Genomic DNA, 24355 nt, shown 5'->3' on the forward strand with positions numbered 1-24355 from the left:
AGCAGTTTATTCTGACATTCAAATAGAAGGCTTATGGCTACATTTCTTTGTAGGCCATCTACACATCAATGACGATTACGACGAGTGCGATTCATATTTTTATCGACTCATATATTGGTTACTGTTGATTATTTATACATTGTTTTTCAAATATTTAGTAGCGATATTTTAGTGGGAGTAATATCGATGACCTAAGTAGTGTTTACTCGACGATGGCCGCATCATCGTTACGGTCAAATCGTTTTAGGATGTTTTTGGCTATTGAGGATTTCTATAAAGTTCTTTGAGGGTAATACTTTTAGCTGTGCTAGTAATTCTCTTCTTAAAAAAGACACTTGAAAGCGCACAAGCAATGGTTAGTGACAGCAGCATCGATACTAATGTATGACTAAAAAAATGGTCACCAAAGAGCATTTTGTATAGCCCCATTGTCCAGCCTAAGACCGTCACGCTCTCAAATATTTCATAACGATACTTTTTTAGAGTGGGTAAAAATGCTAAACCATACAAAGAAAATCCTGCGCTGGCATGTGCGGCTGGAAAGCATTTGGCTGGCGTGTCGGCGACTATGTTTTGCCAAACATTTAGATACGGTAAGCTCCCACCAAAGAGTGTTAAATGATTGGGACAACTCACATGTGTCACCCCTTTTAATAGCGCAATAGACGTAGGTACTACGATAAGAATCGTCAGGAGACAACTTATCTCACGAATGGATAAAGGGGTAATAAATTTATGGAGCTTACTGCTATTGGTTGCAGAGATACTGTTTAGAGAGTGTCTGTACTTTAGGATTAATACGGTAATCAAATAGAGTGCTAGGAGAATCAATAATGCTTTAGGTCCATCATAAAAGATGAAAGCATAAGGCTGTGCATCTTTTTGGATGAGCCATTGCCCATGGCTATAAAACAGCTCACTAATACGAATATCAAATTGGCTATGCTCAAAAGTTAAAGCCGCAATAATCGTTAAGCACAAGAGTTTAAGCCAAACCCAATCCGTTGAATCGTCCTCTAGAATCATTTAAAACCTCAACTAGTCCTATAGTCAATTCTCTATAAAAGAGTTACCGCGTTAACCTCGCTTGAAGTATCACATATACATCTACACTCGGTTGCCTTGTCTCTCTTTTAAACTGAATAAACTATACATACATTATGGTAGTGATACCGTTCAACAAATACTGTTTAAGATAAAAAGGTCGATAATGCCATTAGCCACAAAACAAACAATAATAGTAATGCTAGAAACTGAGCAGCTGAACTGACATCTTTGGCTATTTTGGCTAATGGATGTTGCTCAGTAGAAGTATGGTCGACACTCGCTTCGATACCAGTGTTTATAAGCTCAACGATTAAGGATAAGAAAGAGGCAAACACCAGCATCATTTTGATGCTGATAGTAAAAGGCATAAATATAATGACTATGAACAGCAGTATATTGAGCCAGAGAACTTGTCTGAATGCGGCTTCAAACTTATAAGCAGCACGGAAACCATCTATAGAATATGCTGTTGCATTTAGGAGTCGATCCAGACCTTTTTTACCCTTGGCATTACTTGCAAAGCTGCCAGTCATTACAAGAGTATCAGGTACGCTCTTATTTTTAGAATAGGAATCTATCTGTTGGTTGTCGATAGAAATGGTTTCGACATTGCTTGTATTGATGCTCATATTGATGGCTCAATCGTTATGGATATTTTGAGTGTATGGCAAGGAGTACGTAGTGCTTTCACTCGCCTTTCTTATCTCTGAAAATATAGAGTAAGTGCAATCATTCTTATAATTATTGTTTTAATGATCCCAGTGTAGGAGGTCACTGGTTAGCACTTGGGTATTAGTATGAGCGGGGCACTGTTAAGAAAACGTTAAGATGATAGACTTTTGCTTTTTTATATTTATGCGATGTACTTAAGCGATTGTTAAGTGTAGATGCAACACTTCAAGCGAGGTTCACGCTGTCACTCTTTTATAGAGGATTGACGATAGAAGAGGCTACGTATAATAAATACTAAAGGTGCTACCGCCAGCCTCATTGGCTTGGTGCGTTAGTTGCCAGTCCATATGAGTCATGATGCGTTGCACGATGCTAAGCCCCAAACCGCTGCCTTCAACTTGGTAGCTAGACTGACCTTTTGGCAATAACGCGGTATTCAGTTGTTGGTCACTATTCTGTTGCTCTAGGCGCTCAAATCTTTCATATAGCAAAGGCATCATCACTTCAGGAATACCAAGCCCTGTATCCATGACTGTGATTTTTTCGGCATCAATCGTAATGACTACCTCGCCATCGTCAGTGTATTGAAATGCATTTTTTATTAGATTGCCCAATGCCATTTTTAGTAGCTCGGGTCGTACGTACGCGAAATATTCTTGTTCAGCCATTACGGTGCAAGTCACTGCCTTATTGCGTAGTAAGTATCTTAAGCGCGCCACTTCATTTGAGGCAATATCGTTGATGGAGGTTTGCGGTGTGTCTAGTTTTTCAGGTGCACGAGAGAGTAATAGTAAAGCACTGATAATCTCAGAAGTTTCTTTAGCGGTATTGCTAATGCGGTTGGTAAATTCACTTAAGTGACTGTCATGTTCTAATTGTGAGGCCAGTACCTCTGATGCCCCCATGATAATAGTCAAAGGAGTACGCAGTTCATGGCTGACATCACCTGTAAACAACTGTTCACGCTTTAGGTATTGCTCTAGCTTATGGTTTTTATCATCGATAGCGCGAGCCAATACGCCAACTTCTGAAGGCATATGTGTCAGTTGGGATAGGTTTTGATGATCCGTTTCTACGGCTTTTTTTAAATCTAATAGTGGTTTGGTGATTTGCCTAGAGGACAGCTGAGAGAATATCGCTGCGATTAATAAACTCAAAATGACAGCCGCTCTCAAGGCATTGGCAAAAATATCTTCTAAGCTTTCGAAGATTTCTAAAACCGGATAGTGACTCATCACCATCTCAACCCCTTCTACGTAGGTTAAGATATAAGCTTGCTCACCTTGCTGATCGATAAAAAAATGAAGGTTGGCGTGGGTTTTGCCAGACTCATTGTTGATAGTGATCGAGATCTCTTGCACTTTTTCATTCGCCATTGCTTGTAGATTGGCAGGTGCAACATCGTAGCGGTAAATTTTAATACCTGGGTCAGCAGTGTAAATAGGCTGATCGCCGTACTTCTCTTGACTGAGATCAAGCTGCTGTAATAGACGAGCCTTGACCAACTCCTGTTCTATTCTGCTCTCCGCGTACAGAAAAATACTGACGAAAGTTGCGCAAAGCAATAAGGCAAATAAGAAGTAAGAGATTCGAAACTTATTAACGATTGAGTCGATACTAAACATGGTATTTACTTCGTAATGAAAGGCAGAAAGAAAGAGAAAGAAGCGGCCATGGAAATAGCTAAATATTCTTTATCACAAGGATAGGTTGTTAAAGCTATCAGCGGATTTTATACTTTGTCTGGATCAACAATTTGGTAACCCACACCAGGTATCGTGACTATCATGGCTTGTACAAAGGGTTTATCGACTTGTGCACGTACACCATGCATATGTGTGCGCAGGGCATCACTACTAGGAATGTCTTCACCCCATACCTTTTCTTCTAGCTCGTTTTTACTGACGACTCGAGGAGAAGTGCTCATGAGCACATTTAGTATCTTAAAGCCTGTTGGCGTGAGTTTTAGCGACTTTCCTTCACGTGTAATGGTGTGCTCTTCCGTGTTTAACGACAGCTTGCCGACTTCTATACTATGCCGGAAATGGTCGTCTTGATGTCGACGTATAAGGGCTTTGATGCGTGACTCTAATTCCACTAAAGAAAAGGGCTTAACCAGATAATCATCGGCACCACTATCGAATCCTGCGACTTTATCTGAAATAGTATCGCGCGCCGTCAACATGAGTACAGGGGTTTTATTATGTAGCTCATCTCTTAGCTTTTTACACAGTTTTGTACCGTCCATGCCAGGTAGCATTACATCTAATAGGATCACGTCATAACGATTATTAGCGGCGAGCGTTAAGCCGCTAATACCGTTGTGAGCATTGTCTAACTCAAACCCTTTTGGCTCAAAAAAAGCATAAATATTGGCCACAATATCAGGATTATCTTCAATAATAAGTATTTTGTACATAGATGTCTCGTGCATAAATGTCAGTCGTGAATGGATTAAAACGCTAAAGGGCCAGCTTAAAAAAGGTGGGTTCTGCTGCCACTTCATCGGTTATGATACCGAAGAAACTGAGTAAAGTGGGCGTAATGAAATCATGTGACACGGGCTGATCGGTCATACGAGCAAGACTATGGTTATCAATGCTGTTGCTAGTAGGCGACCAAATGATGACTGGTACCTGCTTTTGGGCATCGGGTGCAATACTATAGGGTAGGCCATGCAAATAAATATTGTTTTCTCCTAAGCTCTCGCCATGATCGCTGATATATACCATCACCACATCATAGTCTTGCTCATAATTTTTTAGCGTATCAATAACGTTATCTAAGAAGTAATCGGTATAACGAATGGCATTATCGTAACCATTGATAACAGACTGGTCATCGCATTTAGCTAGCTCATTGGTCATACAGACAGGGTTAAACTCTTCAAACTCGTTAGGGTAACGCTGGTAATAAGCAGGACCATGATTGCCCATTTGATGTAATAGAATCAGCGTATCTTTAGGTGTCTCGCCTGATTTGACAAGTTTGTCAAAACCATCGAGCATACCAATATCTCGGCATTCAACATCGCAATTAGGGTTAGTCTCAGCGGTTTTATAGTCTTCAAACGTGACGCGATCGGCCACACCTTTAGAGCTAGAGTTGTTGTCTCGCCAAATAACGTTGACACCTTGTTTATGTAGCGTATCCAGTACGTTTTCATTATAGTCTGCATTTTTAGAGTCATAGTTTTCTCTATTGGCATAACTGAACATACAAGGTACCGAGTAAGCGGTAGACGTCCCGCAAGAGGTGGTTTTTTTGAAACTATAAATGTCTGGCTGGCTAGCCAGTAATGGCATGGTATCGCGCTGATAACCATTGAGACTAATATGATCGGCACGGGCGGTTTCACCGACGACAAATACCATTAGCTTAGGTTTTGCTGCATTAGTGCCCGTCGCAGTGACAGGCGCTAGACGCTTGGCATCGGTCGCATGCAGTATCAACGTGTCAGGCCGACGTAGTTCATCAATGTAATCAGTGCCCAGTTTGATAACAGAATAGACAGGGGTGATGGGGTTGGCGTAACTACGGATGATTTTGTGTTGACGAAAAAAGGTGGCATATTGATCGCCCAAGGGCAAAAGGCATGCGCCTATAAAAGCAAGCGACAGTATCAAAGTCATAATGCGTTGTAAGACAGCACGACGTAAAGGACTACGTTTTATAGGGGTTTTGGCAATAATAAAAGCGGGTATGATGCCCAATAAAATAAGACGAATAAAAAAGCTTGGTGCCATCAGGCCCGTTGCTTCGGCTTGGTCCGTTTCCATACTATTGATCAGCATGTTGGTGTCAAATATCGTCCCGTAAGCATCCGTAAAGTACCCGCATACAGCAGCTATCAATACCATCGCAATCAGCACGGTCTTTGCAATTGGACGATAGCATAGCAACTGAAACAGTAGCCACATAAGTCCGAATAACAGACCTGCGAGGGATGTTATAAAAGCAATATGCGTTCGAAAAGGATAAATATTCAGCACTTGCTCAAAAAACCCAATATTCGCCGTGGCGACCAAGTAGAGCGCAACGATTATAATCAAATAATGGAGATTAATCTCGCGATTAGACACTTTGCTTATTGTGTGTATATCTCTATTTTTATTATAAGTCTTAGTATCATTGGTGCTCATTAATTGAGGTATTGACATAATCTGGCTTCTCAACAGAGTTATAGGGAATATATTCCTCACCATAACAAGGGGCCTGTTAAGAAGACGTTAAGGTAGCTGGTTTTTTAATAGGACGCTATGATTGATCAAATTATTAAGCAAGGTTGTGCTAGAGAAGTAATTGACTCTTGATAGTATATCGAGATACCATGATTTATGAATATAGAAAATGTAATATCCGCCCTTAATAATCCTATGCGCCGTCAAATCCTTGAATGGCTAAAAGACAGGTCGAACTTTCCAGCCTCATTACCAGAGCATGCTGATTTAGACGGTGTGTGTGTGGCATATATCCAAGAAAAAGCAGGATTGTCACAATCAACCATTTCGAATTACATGGGTGTATTAAAAAAAGCAGGATTGGTCATTGCTGAACGCCATGGACAATGGACATTTTATCAACGCGATGAGGCTAATATTAAAGCTTTTCTCAACGAGGTTGAGAAAGAACTGCTAAAGCTTTAATACACTGTTTTCACAGTCTAAGATAGGTTTTTAAAATACAATATCGAGATATTTCGATATGGCGATGGAGCGTCCCAATGAAACAAACAACGACCAAAATTAATCCAACCAACCTAGCAGAAATATTAGGTAAGCCACTTGAACTGCCTTGCGGGGTAGTGCTCAAAAACCGAATGGCGAAGGCCGCAATGTCAGATTCTCTCGGTGATGGGTGTGGTAATGCAACGGATGCTCAATCACGTCTTTATGAGCGCTGGGCGCAAGGCGGCGTCGCATTGTCATTGATTGGCGAAGTACAAGGTACTCCTCATTATCCTGAGAAGCCTGGCAATTTAGTACTAAACCCAAATTCAGATATCGAGGCATTACAGGATTTGGCACGTCGTGGATCTATCAATGGTGCACATCTTTGGCCGCAGCTTGGCCACGCTGGTGCATTGTCATATTTGCCTGTTAGTAAACCCAAAGGCCCCTCTGCATTAGATCTGGCAGAATTACAATGCGAAGGAATGAGTATAGAAGACATCGAAGCATTACCCACTATGTATGCAAACGCGGCGCTTATTGCTAAAGAAGCAGGGTTCGGTGGCGTTCAAATACATGCAGGACATGGTTTTCTGTTAAGTCAGTTTTTATCTCCGTTGTTCAATCGACGCACTGATGGATACGGTGGCTCTGTAGAAGGAAGATTCCGTGTCGTATATGAGGTGATAGAAGCCGTTAGAGAGGCGGTGGGTGATGCTTTCCCCATTGGCATCAAGATAAACTCGAAAGATCAATTAGAAGGCGGCCTAACAGAAGCCGATGCCATGAAAATGATTGGTATCCTCGATCAGACCTCTATCGACCTGATGGATATCAGCGGTGGTACTTATTTCCCAGGAGCGCCTGCAAGCTCAGACAGTAGCTCTGGTAGCGGCCCTTACTTTATTGAGTTTGCCCAGCGTGCCAAGCAGATAACCACCATTCCTATGATGGCGACGGGCGGTTTTAAGACGCGCCAGCAAGCCATCGATGCTATTGCGAATGGTGCGGTCGATATGGTGAGTATAGGCCGTGGTATGGCAGTAAATCCCAGTCTGGCCAATGATTGGTTAAGTGCTGAAGGTGGTGATCCAAAACTACCAAGGTTTGCCACCAATCCTCCGGGCGGTGTGACGGCTTGGTATTCAATGCGATTGACGGCATTAGCAGAAAATAATGAGGATGCATTCGATTTAGATCTAGAATCTGCTATGAGCATTTATGATGCGAGAGATGAGGCTCGTTGTGCTGAGTGGCGTCAGGCTTTTGGTCGTATCTAACGCAAGACGCCTTGATTTTAGGTCTTAGTTTTCTTATTCAGAGTAAACCTTGCCACTCTACAGCCAGTAGTTCTCTTGAACATATGCAATACAGAAATTATAAAAGGCTTGGGCGGGCGGAGAGATAGATTTATTGGCGAGTTTAAAGATGCCGATCTGTCGGTTCAAAGAAGGGTCAACTAAATCTATTCAAACCAATTCGGGCTCATTAGCAGGGAAGGCAAGCTTGGGTAGAGTGTTTATAACAATAATATGGTTGCTGAAATTACAGCTCAAAACTTTGATATTGAAAACGATACTTAGCATTTTGATTCTATATATGCTAATTAGCTATTTGGTGCTTGCGTGATGTGCTCATCCCAATACGGTGGCGCGCCATAATAGTCTGTCATAAAGTCAATAAAACACCTGACTTTATGGGGCAGCAGCTTTCTATGAGCATAGACAGCATACAAGCCCAAAGGGTCGGGCTCATACTCAGGCAACACTACGACCAACTTACCAGTATGTAGTGCATCACTAGCTATAAAAGTCGGTTGTAATATTAATCCTCCACCTGCAATAGCCGCCTCAACGAGTACGTCACCGTTGTTACTGCGAAATATACTATGCTCCTTGAATTGTTTTGCTTTTAGGTACTTATAAATTTGTCCTTTGGTCTCTACATTCATATAGCTGTAATGCAAATAGCGATGCGCTTCCAAATCTTCAAGTTTCTTAGGCATGCCGTGGGTTTTTAAATACTCAGGCGATGCGCATAAAACCACACGAATAGGTGCGATTTGCTTGGCGATGAGCGATGAGCTATCGAGCTGTCCGATACGCAGTGCAATATCAAAGCCTTCTTCAACGATATCAACTTTCCGGTCACTTAGCTGAAGGTCAACGGTGACGGAAGGATATTGTGCTTGAAAATCAGTGATCAGTCTTGCCATATGCTTTAAGGCAAATGAGACAGGCGCGCTGATTCGCAAGACTCCCTTGGGGTGCTGCTGTAGGCCGCCTAATTGCGCCGCCATTTCATCAATGCTCAATAAAACCTGCTGCGCATGCGTAAAATATTGGCTACCACCCTCAGTTACACTCACTTTACGGGTTGTGCGATTAAGCAGTCGAGTATTTAGCTGCTCTTCCAGTTTTGCAACGTATTTGCTCACCAGTTGCGGCGAGAGCTGCATAGTGATGGCGGCTTTGCTGAAACTGCCCTCCGTCACGACTGCCACAAAGGCGCGCATCGCATCGATTCTATCCATGTTTTTTCCTGTATTTATCCTAATGTCAAATATATTATAAACAATATGTTGATAATTATTCAATATAACTTAGCTTACTCTTTTATATCGTTGATAGTAAAGTGTGCCCATATCATTTCCGACACTATTTATTCTAATCATATATTCTGGAGTAAGCATCAATGACAACATCACTACTAAATAAAATTTTGACATCGAATGCTGGAGCAGCGGCTTTAGTTCTTCGTGTACCAGTTGGCCTAATTCTGGCAGCCCACGGTGCCCAGAAGCTATTTGGTTGGTTCGGTGGTAATGGGCTAGCAGGTACGGCTCAATGGTTAAGCAGTATGGGTATGGAACCTGGTTATTTGATGGCGATATTGGCAGGTGGTGCTGAATTCTTTGGTGGTCTTGCTCTGGTATTGGGTTTGCTAACCAGACCAGCCGCTTTAGCCGCAGCCTTTACCATGTTGGTGGCTATTTTTTCTGTCCATATCGGCAATGGATTATTTGCTGATAATGGTGGTTACGAATACGCGTTGACATTGATGGTGGCTTCGCTCGCGTTAATGATACAAGGGGGCGGAAGTTTCAGTATCGACAAAATGCTATCAGGAAAAGTCGAGCAGATTTAATAGCTGTCAGCAGTTTAAAACTTGCGTCATCTAGAGCCATTTCTCAGCTTAAATATTGATATTTATCATTGGATTATTGAGCATTAAAGTGAAGCATAATGGAGTAAAAGCGAATGGGCAACGAGTCGATTTCGGTCACACAGCCAGTATTTTTTATCCCTCATGGTGCGGGGCCGTGCTTTTTCATGGATTGGCAACCGGCTGATACGTGGAATAATATGGCTGCATTTTTAAAAAGTATTTCTGATCGATTGCCTGAGCGTCCCAAAGCTATTTTGATGGTTAGTGCGCATTGGCAGACATCTGAATTTAGTATTACCGCTGGTACGAAACCTGAGCTCATTTATGATTATTATGGTTTTCCTGAGCATACCTATCAACTGACTTATCCTGCATGTGGCGCGCCAATATTGGCCGAGCGGATTAGCCAATTGTTTACCGATGTAGGTATCACTAATGAAAAAAACACTACGAGAGGCTTTGATCACGGGACTTTTATACCCTTAAAGCTGATGTACCCTGAGGCCGATATTCCAGTGGTACAGCTATCACTACGTAACAATCTAGACCCGAAGGCGCATCTGGCTGCTGGTCAAGCACTAGCATCATTGCGTAAAGAGGGCGTGCTAATCATCGGTAGTGGCATGAGTTTTCATAATATGCGCGGCTATGGCGATGCAGACTTCACCGCACCGTCAGAACGTTTTGATGAATGGCTGACTAATACTATGGAATCGGTAGATTCAGATGAGCGACTTGTAGCCCTTGCGAATTGGTCAAAAGCGCCTCACGCGCTTGATTCACATTTATTAGGTGCAGAAGAGCATTTACTGCCGCTTATGGTGATAGTAGGGGCAGCAGGTCACGATGATGGTCGGAAAGTTTATTCTGAACAAGTACTAAAAACGCAAATATCAGCCTTTCAGTTTGGCTAAATGTTTTGAAAAGTACAACCCATAGTGTTTCAGCGTGATTATTAAATCTAAAACATCCTTTGAGTCTGAGATTCAAAGGATGTTTTAGATTAATACAGCAATTATTAGTGACATGTCAAAGTTTTCAAAATGAGGGATAACGTCGCTTATTATTTGTAGTTTGCCACCACATTATTTCCATCAAGTTTGAATTTATAAGTATTGAGCACAATACTGTCGTCATCTAGACATTGGCCAGTAGCTAGGTTAAAGCGCTGCTTATAGATGGGCGAGGCCACATAAAGCACTTCTTTTGCTGTTCCTGTATCATCTGTAATCGTGGTGCCACCAATCAAACCCCGAGACAGTACATTGGCTTGACTGAATGGATCGTAGTTATCAAGAGCAAATAAATCATTTTGCTTGGTGCGAAAAATAGCAATTTGTTTGCCATCTATCAGGGCGCAGACACCGGTTTCAGGGATGATATCGTCAAGTGTGCAAATAGTCTGTTGGTTCATGAGGCGGTATCCTTAGTGATGATAATATTGCTCTGTATGAGTGATAAATTGTGAATGACAAGCTGCAATTTGCAAAACATGATTTGAGAAAAGTGAGTCGTAAAACTTGAGTCTAGAAACATGAGTAGAAAAAACAGCACCTTGCTTTTTGTGATAACTAACAAGGCACTCATCATTGGCTAGGCCAGTTCAACCAGGTTGATGGTTGCTTTTTCCGCGTCAGTCGCTGGACGAATCTGTTCACGATCGGTCACGAAAACGACATTCTCATCGCCTTGCTCACTGTTTACAAAATGACGGAAACGTTTGAGTTTTTCGGTGTCATTAATCGTCGCCGCCCACTCACACACGTAATTGTCGACCAATAATTGCATTTGTGCTTCGAGCTCATCTGCTATGCCTAAACTGTCTTCGATAATGACAGCCTTCAGGTAGTCAAGCCCACCATCTAAGCTTTCACGCCACTTTGACGTGCGCTGTAGCTTGTCCGCTGTTTTTATATAGAACATAATGATTCTGTCGATGTATTTGACCATGGTTTCGGTATCTAGATCGGTGGCGAACAGCTCGCCGTGACGCGGGGTAATACCGCCATTACCACAGACAAATAAATTCCAGCCGTTTTCAGTCGCAATCATGCCAAAGTCTTTACTTTGCGCCTCAGCACATTCGCGCATACAACCCGACACACCCATCTTGATTTTGTGCGGTGAGCGCACGCCTTTATAACGATCTTCTAATCTCAAGGCGAGGCCAATGCTGTCATCGACTCCGTAACGGCACCAGTTATTGCCAATACAAGACTTCACGGTACGTAAAGATTTACCATAGGCATGGCCAGTCTCAAAGCCTGCTTGCACCAGTTGCGTCCAAATATCAGGCAATTGCTCCATGCGTGCGCCAAACAGATCGACCCGCATCCCACCAGTGATTTTGGTGTACAAATTAAACTGCTTTGCCACTTGACCCAGTACGATGAGCTTGTCTGCAGTAATTTCACCGCCCGGCACACGCGGCACGACGGAATAAGTGCCGTCTTTTTGGATGTTACCTAAGTAGTAATCGTTACTGTCCTGTAGTGGTGTCAGCTCGGTTTTGAGTACGTAGTCATTCCAGCACGATGCCAAAATCGAGGCGACCGTTGGTTTACAGATCTCACAACCATGACCGCTACCATGTTCGGTTAGTAATTCATCAAAGGTTTTGATACCGTGCACGCGAATCAGGCTATATAAATCTTGACGAGAGTAAGCAAAGTGCTCACACAAGTCATTGTTTACTTCAAAGCCCATGGCGGTGAGTTGATAGCTGACCGTATCTTTGACCATAGGGGCACAGCCGCCACAGCCACTACCAGCACTGGTCATGGTTTTTACATCGCTGACGGAGTATGCGCCGTTTTCGACGGCGGAGCAGATAGCACCTTTGGTCACGTTATAACAAGAACAAATCGTGGCGGTATCTGGCAGATTGTCGATGCCCATTACGGGTTTTTCAACATTGGGTAGTATCAGGCTTTCTGGGTGTGCAGGTAGGTCAATGTCATTTAAATACAATTGCAGTAAGTTGTTATAGTCTTCGGTGTCGCCTACCAGTACAGCACCAAGCAAGCGTTTGTTATCAGGTGTGGTGACCAGTTTTTTATAGATGCCCTCAGCAGGGTTTTGATACAGATAGCTTAAACTGCCTTCACTCGTGCCATGTGCATCGCCAATACTGCCCACATCCACACCCATCAGTTTTAACTTGGTGCTCATGTCGGCACCCGTAAATATCTGCTTGCTATCACCAGCAATTTGCGCGGCACAGATACTGGCCATATTGTAGCCGGGAGCCACCAGACCAAATACTTTATTGTCCCATACTGCGCATTCGCCTACGGCATAAACATGATCAGCGTTGGTACGACATTGCTCATTGATCAAGATGCCACCACGCCCGCCCATTTCGATACCGCATTCGGGGTTGTTTTTAATAAGGCCATCTTGCGGTCTAATACCGGCGCTAAACACAATCATATCGGTCGTTAGAGAGGTACCATCTGTAAACTCCATGGTTAAATGTTGATCATCACCGCTGGTGTCATCAGAGTTCGGCGCAGTATTAGACAGAATCTCTTTGGTGTTTTTGCCTGTCAGTACTTTGACACCCAATGCTTCTATTTTTCGCTTTAAAATCTCACCGCCAGCGGCATCGAGCTGAACGCCCATCAATTGCGGCGCAAACTCGACCACATAGGTATCAAGCCCTAGCGTCACGAGCGCTTTTGCGGCCTCAAGCCCCAATAGACCACCACCAACCACCACGCCTTTTTTGACAGTGGGCAGCTCAGCAATCGCTAAAATCTCATCTAAATCCGCAATGGTTCGGTATACGTGGCAATGCGGATGCTCGCGGCCTAGGATGGGCGGCACAAAAGGATATGAGCCCGTCGCTAGCACCAACTCAGAGTATTCAATAATCTCGCCTGCCTCAGTAGTAATACGCTGACTGGCTGAATCGATATCTACAATACACTGATTCAAATGCAAATTAACTTTTGATAATTCATAGGCTGTTAAATCTACTAGGTTTAGCTTACTGGCATCTTTATGTTCAAAGTAGCTCGACAAATAAACACGGTCATAAGCAGGGCGGTCTTCTTCAGCAAATACATGAATGTCAAATTGCTGGTGTAACCCTTGCTCAATTGCTCGTTCAATAAAGTGATGACCGACCATACCGTTGCCAATCACCACCAAATTGCCTTTACTTCCTGTGCTCAATGCAGTGCTACTCATGCGTCTGTCCTTAGTAATGGGGCTGGTTGGATACGGTCATCGTTTATTTTTTATCACGCTATAAACGGTTTCGTTTCTCAACAACAGCTGATAAACAGCATTTAATACCTACTATTACAGAGCATTCAATAATCATGCCATGGCACTTTGATTGACTGAGTTTTTGCGCGTTGCTATTAGATATAAAGGTATGTCGTATCGGGAGCAGTCGCTTATGTACAAAGGTTTTTGCGTGAGCATGATTATTACCATTACTTGCCAAAAATCAGGGTGAACATGATTATTAACGATAGCGATATCAAAAATTAATGCACCAAAATAGATACTGCTGTGCCCCACGTTGGATGTTATTGCTGTTTATAAGAAAGGCTGATGGAGTGTTTTAAACCTGCTGTGTTAATGCTTTATTAGCATAAGCGTCAGGTGTGATGATGGTTATAGACCCGCCATTAAAGGCGCCTAGAGACTCAATAAGCGTTGGTCTTTATATAGATTTGGCAGCGTACAAAAATAACTGGCATAACCATTGCACCGCCTGAAACATTGCTACTTATCATATTTGAACACTGCATTTTTTGAACACCTAGTACCTTTAGTACGTTGTCAGAACCCTGAAGTTAATCATTTGAGGAAGTTGCCTATGTCATCATCAGCCCCCGTTGCGCCTAGTAAAGACAAGCTTAATGTTTTGTCATTTACGGGTAAAAATAAAATCCTTCATTTAGGTTGGATGGCATTTTTCCTTACCTTTTTTGTATGGTTCAACCATGCACCATTTTTATCAGCGATTGGAGAAACACTCAATCTGAGTAAAGACCAAATCAAAACGTTACTCATTTTAAACGTGGCATTAACCATTCCTGCTCGCGTGATTATCGGGATGCTGACAGACCGCTTTGGCCCTCGTATTGTTTATACCGCCATTTTAGCCATTGGTGCGATTCCTTGTTTTACCTTTGCGTTCGCGCAGGATTACAATACCTTGGCGCTGTCTCGGTTTTTACTGGGTTTTGTGGGTGCAGGTTTTGTGGTGGGTATTCGTTTGATGAGTGATTGGTTTCCAACCAATGAATTGGGGACGGCTGAGGGTATTTATGGAGGGTGGGGTAATTTTGGCTCGGCAGCAGCGGCACTGTTATTACCAACTATAGCGATTGGTGCAGCAGCAGTTTTCGGTGGTGATGAAGGGTGGCGTTATGCAACAGCCACATCAGGGGTGGTGATGGCGCTTTATAGCATCATTTTTTATAAGATGGCGCGTAATACACCCAAAGGGGCTACTTATTTTAAACCCAAAAAATCAGGTGCCATGATGGTGACGTCATCAGGTGATTTTTGGTTAATGATGGTTTTTAAACTGCCTATGTATTTGGCATTGGCATTATTGGCATGGAAACTATCACCTGATGGTGTGAGCTTATTGAGCCAGTCTAGTGTCACCATGGTCTATATTGGCCTTGCGATACTTTATGTTTACGAGTTCATCAGTAGCTACCGCTTTAATAAAGAGGTTTTCACCACGCCTGTACCAGTGGCGCATCGTTATGATTTTAAGCAAGTGGGTATCTTAAATATTTTGTATTTTGCCACGTTTGGATCAGAGCTCGCTGTTGTGTCGATGCTACCTCTGTTTTACCAAGAAACTTTTAGTTTATCGATTGTGATGGCAGGGGTATTGGCATCGAGCTATGCCTTTATGAACCTTATGTCACGCCCAGGCGGCGGTTGGCTCAGTGATAAGTTTGGTCGCAAAATAACTTTATTGATTTTGACAGCTGGTTTGGCCATCGGGTATCTGTTGATGGGCTTCCTTGACTCAACGTGGCCACTGGCATTGGCATTGTTAATCACAATGTTTTGCTCATTCTTTGTACAAGCAGGTGAGGGTGCTGTTTTTGCGGTGATTCCTCTGATCAAACGCAGCATGACAGGGCAGTTTGCAGGGATGACAGGCGCGTATGGCAATGTTGGATCAGTGGTGTATTTAACGGTGCTGAGTCTGGTGTCTTATCAGGTGTTTTTCTTTGTGATTGCCGCGACAGCAGTGGCTGGATTCTTTGCCTTGTTTTTCTTAAAAGAGCCAGAAGGCATCATTATTGAAGAAATGCCAGATGGCACATTTGCCGAAATACAAGTGAGTCATAGATAGTACGGGGTGAAGACAGATGACGATAGCACACGCAGCAAACGCCAATAGAAACAATAGTCAAAATGCTGATGAGATGGCTGTTCATTTTAATACAGGCAATCCGTCATCTTTGATAGAGTCAGGTCAGTTTGTTGCCAATGAGGTCAGCCAGAGCATTGATAGCCACGCTATTAGTGAGACTGATGAAAGTAAGAGTATTGATGATGGCAGCACTGCATTATGGTGGCTTGATTTTTTTACTATGGCAGGTCGCAAGACGGAAAACCAAGACAGTTTACTTATCACCACCTGTCTACCATATCAATGTTCAGGTGCAGAATCATCTGGTGCCAATCGCCCAATGCCTCATGCAGTATCTCACCCGCCATCATCAGCCCCATTATTGGTGTTGATGGCAGATGGGGTCAGCGCTTGTCAGTTTCCAAAACAGGCAAGTAGGCTGGTGGTGAATACCATTGCTCACAAAATAACATTGGGGTTGACCGCACTGGCACAATCACAAGATGAGACGTCATCCATCAGTTTTGACGATGATCAAGTCGCTAGTCTCATCAAAACAGCAGTCAATAAAGCCAACGATATTTTATATTTTCCTCAAGCGTATCAACGGGTGCCGCCGTTGTTATCTACGTTATCAGGCTTGCTCTGTATCGGTGACCGTATTCACCTGTTTCATACAGGCGACTCTCGAATATACCGCGTTGGGGTAGATTGTCTGACAGTATTGAGCAAAGATCACCGCGTTCATCGTGGCCAAGACAAAGGAGCGCTTGCTGCAGCTATCGGCGCAGATAGCCAGTTAGAGCTACAACAATCGGTATTTACCCTTCATCAAAACGAGTGTTTGGCTATCATGACAGATGGGGTTTATGAGCATATAGAGCCCACAGAGTTGCAATTTGAGCTGTGCAGCAGTGCGACTGATATATTTCAGTTGATGGCAACCACACACAAATTACCGCTAGGTTTCAATACCAGTCAAGCCGTGTGCGAGCAAGCCTTTAGTGCAGGCAGTCATGACAATCTAAGCATGGTTATGCTGAGTATGAACACACGGTCAGCCCACTTCCCTTCTATCAATGGCGCTAAAGGTATTGGTCATTTAAATGGCATTGACTTTGATAATCTGGATACGGTCATACATGATGTGAATCGCTACCAGCTGCCAACCGATTTACAGATAGGTGATCATATTGATGGCTTTACTGTGATTGGTATCATTGCCCGCACGGCTCGCAGTCACGTGTACTGGGTACAAGATGAAGACAACCGTGACTTTGTCTTGAAATCGCCTAGTTTAGACTCTGTGGCCGATGGTCACTATCTGCGTGATTTTTTAAAGGAACGCAAAATTGGTTTGAGCCTATCAAAACATCGCCGCGCGGGCGAGTCGGCTTACAATCAAGCTGACCCCAATCGATTACCTATCAATCCTGCATCCAATAATATTGGTCATAACGTGGGTTCTGGACTCAGTGAGTCGGGGCTGCTGCGTTACTATCCAGTACCAGCAAGTACCACATACTTATATCATTTGACTGAATATATCGCTGGTGAGAGTTTACGGGACTTTATGGATCGTCATACGCCTTGTGATGTGTGGCAAACCTTTGATTTGCTCACCAAAATTGGCATGGCGGTTCGAGTCATGCATCGCAACTATCTGCTGCATCAAGACATCAAACCCGAAAACATTCTTTTAACCAAATCTGGCGCCGTCAAACTCATTGATTTTGGTTCCGCCAGCTCCTCTATCTTAAAAGACAGTACCCGACCACCAAATGGTGATTTGCACTATGCTGCACCAGAATATTACACCGATGCACCAAAAGGCGTGCATTCTGACTTGTTTTCGATTGCAGTGATTGGCTATGAATTGCTGACGGGACAATTGCCATTTAATACCCAGACACTAATGATGCCAAATCAAACATTACTAATGCCCGCGCAGCCGCTACGGCAGCAGAACGTACCTGACGCCAGCCAACAGGCACTCATGCGTGCGCTGCATGTCAACACCAACGCGCGCTATCAAGCCATTGGTGAGTTTTTACAGGATTTTAACCCCGATAATAAGGCACACAGCCGTGACCCAGAACCACTCATTAAGCGTAACCCTCTACTGGTATGGCATGGCATTTGCTTCATAGAGTTTGTCATCATTTTATTATTGTTGGCGTACTTTTCATGACACGCTGTTTTGCATTCAATGCTGCTCCGCGCGGCTAAGGGACTTACTGTTTATGTCGTTATCTATATCGCAAGCCGCCACTACGGTAGATACTCATACCAACAATCACGCCTTAGCATCAGGTCATCAAAAAAACGCTGGCATCGTTATCATCGGGGCGGGCATGGCAGGCAGTCGCTTTGCCATTGAGCTTGCTCGCACACAATCGAATGATGACACCGCCCGTTTGCCAATTACATTAATCAGTAAAGAGCCGCAAGTGGGCTACAACCGCATTATGTTGTCACCCGTATTGGCTGGCGACACGGCGTTTGAAGATACTTATTTATACGATAGCTTAGAGTATGAGCAGTTAGGTATCACCGTATTGGCTGGAGTTGTGGTAGAGACAATAGATACCAAGTGCCAGTGTATTAAGCTAGATGATGGGCAAACACTTAACTATGCCAAGTTAGTAATGGCCACAGGGTCAACTGCCCGAGTCATTCCGTTCCCCAATCACACGGCTAAGGGCGTGCATGTGTTTCGAGACCTTGCCGATGTGACCGCGCTGATGGACTATGCCCGCCAAGGAAAAACGGGGTTGGTGATTGGCGGGGGCGTACTGGGATTAGAGGCTGCCTGCGCGTTAGCGGCACAGGGCGCGAGCATGACGGTCATTCATATGGACGGTTATGTACTCAATCGCCAACTAGACCTGCCAGCTGCCGAGCTTTTGCAAGCTGAGCTCAGTCGCCGAGGGGTTGGTCTCGCGGTTTCTGCCCATACTGAGGCCATTGAGATGAATGATGCAGGAGAAGTATGCGGATTGTCTTTAAAGGACGGGCATACGCTAGCGGCCGATTTTATCGTGATGGCAGTGGGTGTGATACCCAATACATCGCTTGCCAAACAAAGCGGGCTTGAGGTTGATCGCGGTATTGTGGTCGATAATTTTATGCACACCAGTTGTCCCAATGTTTATGCCATTGGTGAGTGTATAGAGCGAGAGGGTGAGCTATTTGGAATGGTGGCGCCGGTCAATCAGCAAGTGGATACATTGGTCACGGTTTTAAAAGATGCTTTGATAGAAAACGATATAAATGTCATAGATAGTAAAGCCACCGTGCCAGACCACTGGGTTCCCTTTGTCAGCAAGCCGTTGTCATTAAAATTGAAAGTATCTGGTATGTCGGCATTTTCTGCAGGGCAAATCGCTTTTGATGACGAAGCCGCTGATACTGTTGAAACCCTCGTGTATCGTCAGCCTGCCTTAAACCATTATCATTGTCTGTACCTCAAAGAAAACAAACTCATTGGCGCTGTGCTTTATGGGGACACCAGCGATGGCAGCTTTTACAGTCAGTTGATTATAGATAATGTTGATATTACGCCTATCAAAGACACACTCATATTTGGCGAAGCATATTGTCATTTGGACGAAATCACGCTTAACAATTCGCCAACTACGGAAGTAGATGTAGAATTTAATGATACAGACAATAACATCAATCATCATAAAGCGGCCGAACTGTTAGAGGATGCATTATGAATGATGCTACCGCCAATCAATCTGCTGCTAGCAAAGTAGTGCCAGCTAATAAATCGAACAATCTGCCTAATAGCATGCAAAAAACAACAGACTGCGTCATTGAAACACATGATATAAGTGCTGCCAAACATATCAAAAAAGCACCGTCGTCATCTAATGGTGATTTGATTGATGCTTCGATCACTACTATCCGCACGACGTGCCCTTATTGCGGCGTGGGATGCGGTGTTTTAGCGAGTGTGAATGCAACAGAGGTGCTGAGTGTCAAAGGAGATCCTGAACATCCGGCTAACTTTGGTAAATTGTGCTCAAAAGGGAGTGCACTGGCACAAACATTGGGCGCTGCACGCCGCTTGACCGAGCCATATTATCAAAACAAGCATGCAGTCATGCAACAGCATCAGCCCATGCAATTGGATAACGATTTTAATGCTATAGACCTATCCGACAAGCCACTTATCCAGCAGACAGATTGGGATACCGTACTAGAGGATGTGGCTAGCCGTTTAAATGACACCATCGCCAAACATGGGCGAGACAGCATTATGTTTTATGTCTCAGGCCAGTTACTAACCGAAGACTATTACGTCGCCAACAAATTTATCAAAGGGTTTATTGGTAATAACAACATCGACTCGAACTCTCGGCTTTGTATGTCATCTGCAGTAGCTGGGCACAAACGCGCGTTTGGCGCAGACCTTGTGCCGGGTAATTACGAGGATTTAGAGGCCTGTGACTTATTGGTGCTGGTAGGCTCCAATATGGCGTGGTGCCATCCTATTTTGTTTGGTCGATTTTTAGCAGCCAAAAAAACCAATCCTAATAAAAAACTGATTGTGATAGACCCGCGCCGTACGGACTCTTGTGAATTTGCCGATTTGCATTTACCAATTGCTGCGGGCACGGATACACATTTATATAATGGGTTGCTGCATTACCTAGATCAGCAGGGTTGCCAGAATGATGAATATGTTAGCCAAAGCTTGGGCATTGATGATGCGGTGAATGCGGCCAAAGCATGGAGCATTGATGAAGTAGCCAGTGCCTGTCAAGTGTCTGCGGATAGTATCCGCCAGTTCTATGAATGCGTTGCCGCCACTGATAAAACAGTCACGGCGTTTAGTATGGGCGTCAATCAATCGCAAAGCGGAACCGATAAGGTCAACGCCATTATTAACACTCATTTGTTCACAGGGCGTGTGGGCAAAGTAGGGGCCAGTCCGTTTTCACTCACTGGACAGCCTAATGCAATGGGTGGACGAGAAGTAGGCGCCCTTGCTAATTTGTTGGCGGCGCATTTAGAACTAGATAATACCGATCACCGGCAGCTAGTGGCAGACTTTTGGCAGTCGCCTCAGGCTATATCGCCAAACGTGGGTGTCAAAGCCTGCGATGCTGCCGCTGCCATATTGGATGGTCGTATCAAGGCCATTTGGATTATGGCCACCAACCCTGTAGTCAGTTTGCCAGATGCTGATAATTTTCGCCAAGCACTTGCTGAATGTGATTTGGTGATTGTCTCTGATTGCTCGGTAGACAGTGATACGGTGAAGTGTGCCGATATTGTATTGCCTGCTCAAGGGTGGGGCGAAAAATCTGGAACGGTCACCAACTCTGAACGGCGCATCTCTCGGCAGCGGACATTAATGCCTGCAGCAGGGCTTGCCAAACCAGATTGGTGGATACTGTCTCAAGTTGCCACACGCATGGGGTTAACGGGATTTGATTACCAACACCCAAGCGAGATATTCAATGAGCATGTGGCATTGACCGCTTATGGCAATACGCACAACCAAAGCCCATCCAATTCTAATAAGACCTATCCTCGCTACCTGAATCTTAGCAAAGACTTGTCTGCTTTAATGACAGATGAGGTACCAGCTGATAAACCTGCTCAACAACATATTAGCCAACATGTTAACCAGAACGGCAATCAATCACATCAGCCAATCGCACTCAGTCAGCAAGCATACGAAGAGCTGTTACCATTTCAATGGGGTGGCACGCGTATCTCTATGATGGATAAGATAAAACCTTTAGAAAATGAGGTCAATAATCCCGTGGCTACTGTTACTAAGTCACAGTTAATCGCTATTACGCCCTCTAATGAAGCGAGCATAGCCAATGTGCATCGACGTCAAAGAAGGAATCCCCCTCAACCGATTGGTGAGCATCAATCGCCCTTTAAACAAGAGCTTGAGCATGATACTCAACCTGAAAGCCAAGCGATTCATTTACGTCTGATTACGGGCAGGCTGCGTGATCAATGGCATACTATGACTCGTACTGGCCTTGCACCGCAGTTGAACCAACATCAGCCAATACCCACACTGACCATACACGCTAACGATGCACAGCAGCTGGGTGTTCAAGACAATGACTTTGTGCAACTGCATCGCAGGTATGAAAACTACGAAAAGTATGAAAGTTATGATAAAGGCGTGACCAGTGATGGCATAGTCAGTGATACCGCGATGAGTACGGCTAAGGATAGTAACAAGCCAGTGAGTACCGTAATGGCGCAAGTTGCCATTAGCGATACGTTGCGCGTTGGTGATGCATTTATGCCCATGCATTGGAGCAATGCTTTTGCTAGCTTCGCTCGTGTAGGTCCCCTTATTCCAACTGTCGTCGATCCGCATTCAGGGCAGCCAGAGCTCAAAAATTCGGCGATTAGTGTCACGCCCGTTTCTATGCAATCATTTGGCAAGATTTTGGTGCATCCTGAGTGGCAAGACGCCGTTATAGTGCAATTACGTACTATTTTGGCCAATTTTTCTGCCCAAGCGTCAGAGAAAGAATTGTCTGAAACAAAATACAAGGCACGTTCAAAAAACATTTTTCCAGAGGCATTACCTGCACTCACTTGGAGTTTGAGTCATCAAAATAACAGCGTCTTGATCAATCTCGCTAGCCCGATGGTGGAGGCTAGCAGTACCTTAGCGTGCCCCGAGTTTTGGCAGCAGTTTATGGCCTCTATGCAATCATTATCACAGCCAAACTCTCAAGAGCGTGTCATGCATACGGCGTTTACGGTCGATAATGTACAGAATCAATTACGTTTTATTGTGACGCAATCTGCGCCTGAGACAGATTCAAATAACACTGCTATAAATAGTGGGTCGTCTGATGATGAAAGGCCCAGTACACAACTGATTATGGCTGTTTATGTTGCCCCAACGCAAACGCAATTACCGAGTGTCCGCTGGCTCGATAGCTGCTTTACGGATACTAGCCAAATACCTGCCAATCAACGATACAAATGGTTACTCGCGGGGCGGCCTGCCAGTGGTTATGTTGATCCAGGACCCTTGGTGTGCTCTTGTATGTCAGTTGGAAAAAATATCATTCTCAACGCTATCACACAGCATGGTTGTACTAGTGCGACGGCAGTGGGTAAGCAGTGCCGAGCAGGTACCAATTGTGGCTCTTGCGTGGGGCAAATCAATGCATTAATCGTAGAATATGCCCCCTTGGCGCAAGCTTAGATAGTCGTGTGGCACGTCGCTTGCAACCTTTTATAGGCAATTACTGGTTGAGTGTTGTGTTATGAACAATAAGCCATTGTAGAGTAGGGATTTATTGACAACTTTGCTTGTGGTTGCCCATTTTGCTGTATTCACGCTGTTATCAGGAGTCATCACCATGACCAATATATCTGCCGCTACCTCAACGCATGAGACCTATCAGCTAATGGGTCAACACTGCGCAGAAAACGTGCAAACTTGTACCAAAAGAGGCACCGTGCATCTGATAGGCGCAGGATCTGGTGACCCTGAACTCTTAACCTTAAAAGCGTGGCGAGTGATGCAGCGTGCAGAGGTGGTGTTGTATGACAGTCTGGTGTCTGAAGATATTTTGGATATGTGCGCGACTACGGCTGAAAAAATATTCGTTGGTAAGCGCCGCGCCAACCATGCATTGCCACAAGAGAGTATTAACGAGCTACTGGTCAAACACGCGCTGGCAGGCAAGATAGTGGTTCGTTTAAAAGGTGGCGACCCTTTTATTTTTGGACGTGGTGGTGAGGAGCTACAGGAAGTGGTGCGTCATGGCATTCACTTTGAGTCTATTCCAGGTATCACTGCCGCAAGTGCTGCTGCTAGCCGTGCAGGGATTCCACTAACGCACCGTGACCATGCTCAGTCGGTCAAGTTTGTTACCGCTTGCAAAAAAAATGGCGCGCCTAATAATGATTATAGTGAGCTAATGGACAGCAGCCAGACAGTTGTGTTTTATATGGGTTTGCACCGTTTGCATGAGCTGACACAAGGGTTAATAGCAAGTGGGCGCGACAGCGAGACGCCATTTGCCATTATTAGCCATGCCAGTATGCCAACGCAGCAGGTACTTATCGGTACATTAAGTAATATCGCTGATCAGCAAGCTGAAGCAAAACTACCAACACCTGCACTTTTAATCATGGGTGATGTGGTCGCTTTATATCATGAGTTTGCAGGCTACAACCTTGGCAATTTGGATAAAACGTCATTTATAGATGTGAACGAAGTCATAGACAGTGAAGTTTTAGCACCCAGTCTTGAGAGTGTTGTATAAGTTGAAGCACGCCTATTAAAAAATACTAAAAGTGTCTACAGCTAATCATCTCATACTGGGTTAAAACGAGCAGAAAGCTAAAACCAGAATTTGACCCCCGCAGTCAAACTACTACTATCAACCGATTCATTTTCTTGACGTCGTTGACCACGAGCCTTGCCAAGCGCTGTCTCATA

The 24355-nt window shown here is 44.2% G+C and carries 17 protein-coding genes; 9 read left to right on the top strand and 8 right to left on the bottom strand.

Annotated features, from left to right (window positions below):
* Positions 1-258: 258 nt before the first annotated feature.
* From ACZW67_RS06620 to ACZW67_RS06640, 5 genes are all read right to left on the bottom strand, one after another.
* Entirely contained in the window at positions 259-1026 is a 768-nt protein-coding gene (locus ACZW67_RS06620) for a PAP2 family lipid A phosphatase (protein WP_465182621.1), read from the bottom strand.
* A gap of 164 nt (positions 1027-1190) precedes the next feature.
* Entirely contained in the window at positions 1191-1580 is a 390-nt protein-coding gene (locus tag ACZW67_RS06625) for a diacylglycerol kinase (protein WP_465182637.1), read from the bottom strand.
* A 417-nt stretch (positions 1581-1997) separates the two neighbouring features.
* Positions 1998-3344 (bottom strand): sensor histidine kinase, encoded by a 1347-nt coding sequence (locus ACZW67_RS06630; RefSeq protein ID WP_465182622.1) that lies wholly within the window; start codon positions 3342-3344, stop codon positions 1998-2000.
* 107 nt (positions 3345-3451) lie between these two features.
* Positions 3452-4138 (bottom strand): response regulator transcription factor, encoded by a 687-nt coding sequence (locus ACZW67_RS06635; protein WP_465182623.1) that lies wholly within the window; start codon positions 4136-4138, stop codon positions 3452-3454.
* A gap of 43 nt (positions 4139-4181) precedes the next feature.
* Positions 4182-5879: a phosphoethanolamine transferase gene (locus ACZW67_RS06640; protein ID WP_465182624.1), complete on the bottom strand. Its 1698-nt coding sequence runs from the start codon at positions 5877-5879 to the stop codon at positions 4182-4184.
* A gap of 177 nt (positions 5880-6056) precedes the next feature.
* Between ACZW67_RS06640 and ACZW67_RS06645 the strand changes: the two genes are divergently transcribed.
* Both ACZW67_RS06645 and ACZW67_RS06650 read left to right on the top strand, forming a co-directional pair.
* Positions 6057-6365, top strand: a complete 309-nt coding sequence (locus tag ACZW67_RS06645) for an ArsR/SmtB family transcription factor (RefSeq protein ID WP_110924327.1) — start codon at positions 6057-6059, stop codon at positions 6363-6365.
* A 77-nt stretch (positions 6366-6442) separates the two neighbouring features.
* Entirely contained in the window at positions 6443-7669 is a 1227-nt protein-coding gene (locus ACZW67_RS06650) for an NADH:flavin oxidoreductase/NADH oxidase family protein (RefSeq protein ID WP_465182625.1), read from the top strand.
* 326 nt (positions 7670-7995) lie between these two features.
* Here the strand turns inward: ACZW67_RS06650 and ACZW67_RS06655 are convergent, their stop codons facing one another.
* Positions 7996-8922, bottom strand: coding sequence for a LysR family transcriptional regulator (locus tag ACZW67_RS06655; RefSeq protein ID WP_465182626.1), 927 nt, complete (start codon positions 8920-8922; stop codon positions 7996-7998).
* A gap of 161 nt (positions 8923-9083) precedes the next feature.
* Between ACZW67_RS06655 and ACZW67_RS06660 the strand changes: the two genes are divergently transcribed.
* Positions 9084-9536, top strand: a complete 453-nt coding sequence (locus tag ACZW67_RS06660; RefSeq protein ID WP_197217050.1) for a DoxX family protein — start codon at positions 9084-9086, stop codon at positions 9534-9536.
* 113 nt (positions 9537-9649) lie between these two features.
* Positions 9650-10471 (top strand): DODA-type extradiol aromatic ring-opening family dioxygenase, encoded by an 822-nt coding sequence (locus tag ACZW67_RS06665; protein WP_465182627.1) that lies wholly within the window; start codon positions 9650-9652, stop codon positions 10469-10471.
* Positions 10472-10620: 149 nt separating this feature from the next.
* Here the strand turns inward: ACZW67_RS06665 and nirD are convergent, their stop codons facing one another.
* The gene (gene nirD, locus ACZW67_RS06670) at positions 10621-10971 is read right to left on the bottom strand and encodes a nitrite reductase small subunit NirD (protein WP_465182628.1); all 351 of its coding nucleotides are present in this window, start codon (positions 10969-10971) and stop codon (positions 10621-10623) included.
* A 179-nt stretch (positions 10972-11150) separates the two neighbouring features.
* Positions 11151-13751 carry a nitrite reductase large subunit NirB gene (nirB, locus tag ACZW67_RS06675; RefSeq protein ID WP_465182629.1) on the bottom strand — a complete coding sequence of 867 codons (2601 nt, stop codon included), beginning with the start codon at positions 13749-13751 and terminating at the stop codon, positions 11151-11153.
* Between the two features lie 640 nt (positions 13752-14391).
* Here nirB and ACZW67_RS06680 point away from each other — a divergent pair.
* The 5 genes from ACZW67_RS06680 to cobA all read left to right on the top strand — a co-directional run bounded on the left by ACZW67_RS06680 (position 14392) and on the right by cobA (position 24179).
* A complete protein-coding gene (locus tag ACZW67_RS06680; RefSeq protein ID WP_194196420.1) occupies positions 14392-15900 on the top strand; it encodes a NarK family nitrate/nitrite MFS transporter in 1509 nt (502 codons plus the stop codon).
* A 16-nt stretch (positions 15901-15916) separates the two neighbouring features.
* Entirely contained in the window at positions 15917-18091 is a 2175-nt protein-coding gene (locus ACZW67_RS06685) for a protein kinase domain-containing protein (RefSeq protein WP_465182630.1), read from the top strand.
* Positions 18092-18143: 52 nt separating this feature from the next.
* Complete coding sequence (locus ACZW67_RS06690; protein ID WP_465182631.1) at positions 18144-19622, top strand: NAD(P)/FAD-dependent oxidoreductase; 1479 nt, start codon at positions 18144-18146, stop codon at positions 19620-19622.
* A complete protein-coding gene (locus tag ACZW67_RS06695; RefSeq protein ID WP_465182632.1) occupies positions 19619-23110 on the top strand; it encodes a molybdopterin-dependent oxidoreductase in 3492 nt (1163 codons plus the stop codon). The genes ACZW67_RS06690 and ACZW67_RS06695 overlap by 4 nt, the downstream gene beginning before the upstream one ends.
* 157 nt (positions 23111-23267) lie before the next feature.
* Positions 23268-24179 carry a uroporphyrinogen-III C-methyltransferase gene (cobA, locus tag ACZW67_RS06700; protein WP_465182633.1) on the top strand — a complete coding sequence of 304 codons (912 nt, stop codon included), beginning with the start codon at positions 23268-23270 and terminating at the stop codon, positions 24177-24179.
* Positions 24180-24355: the final 176 nt, after the last annotated feature.

It is taken from the genome of Psychrobacter sp. TPE 89C (assembly GCF_055522395.1).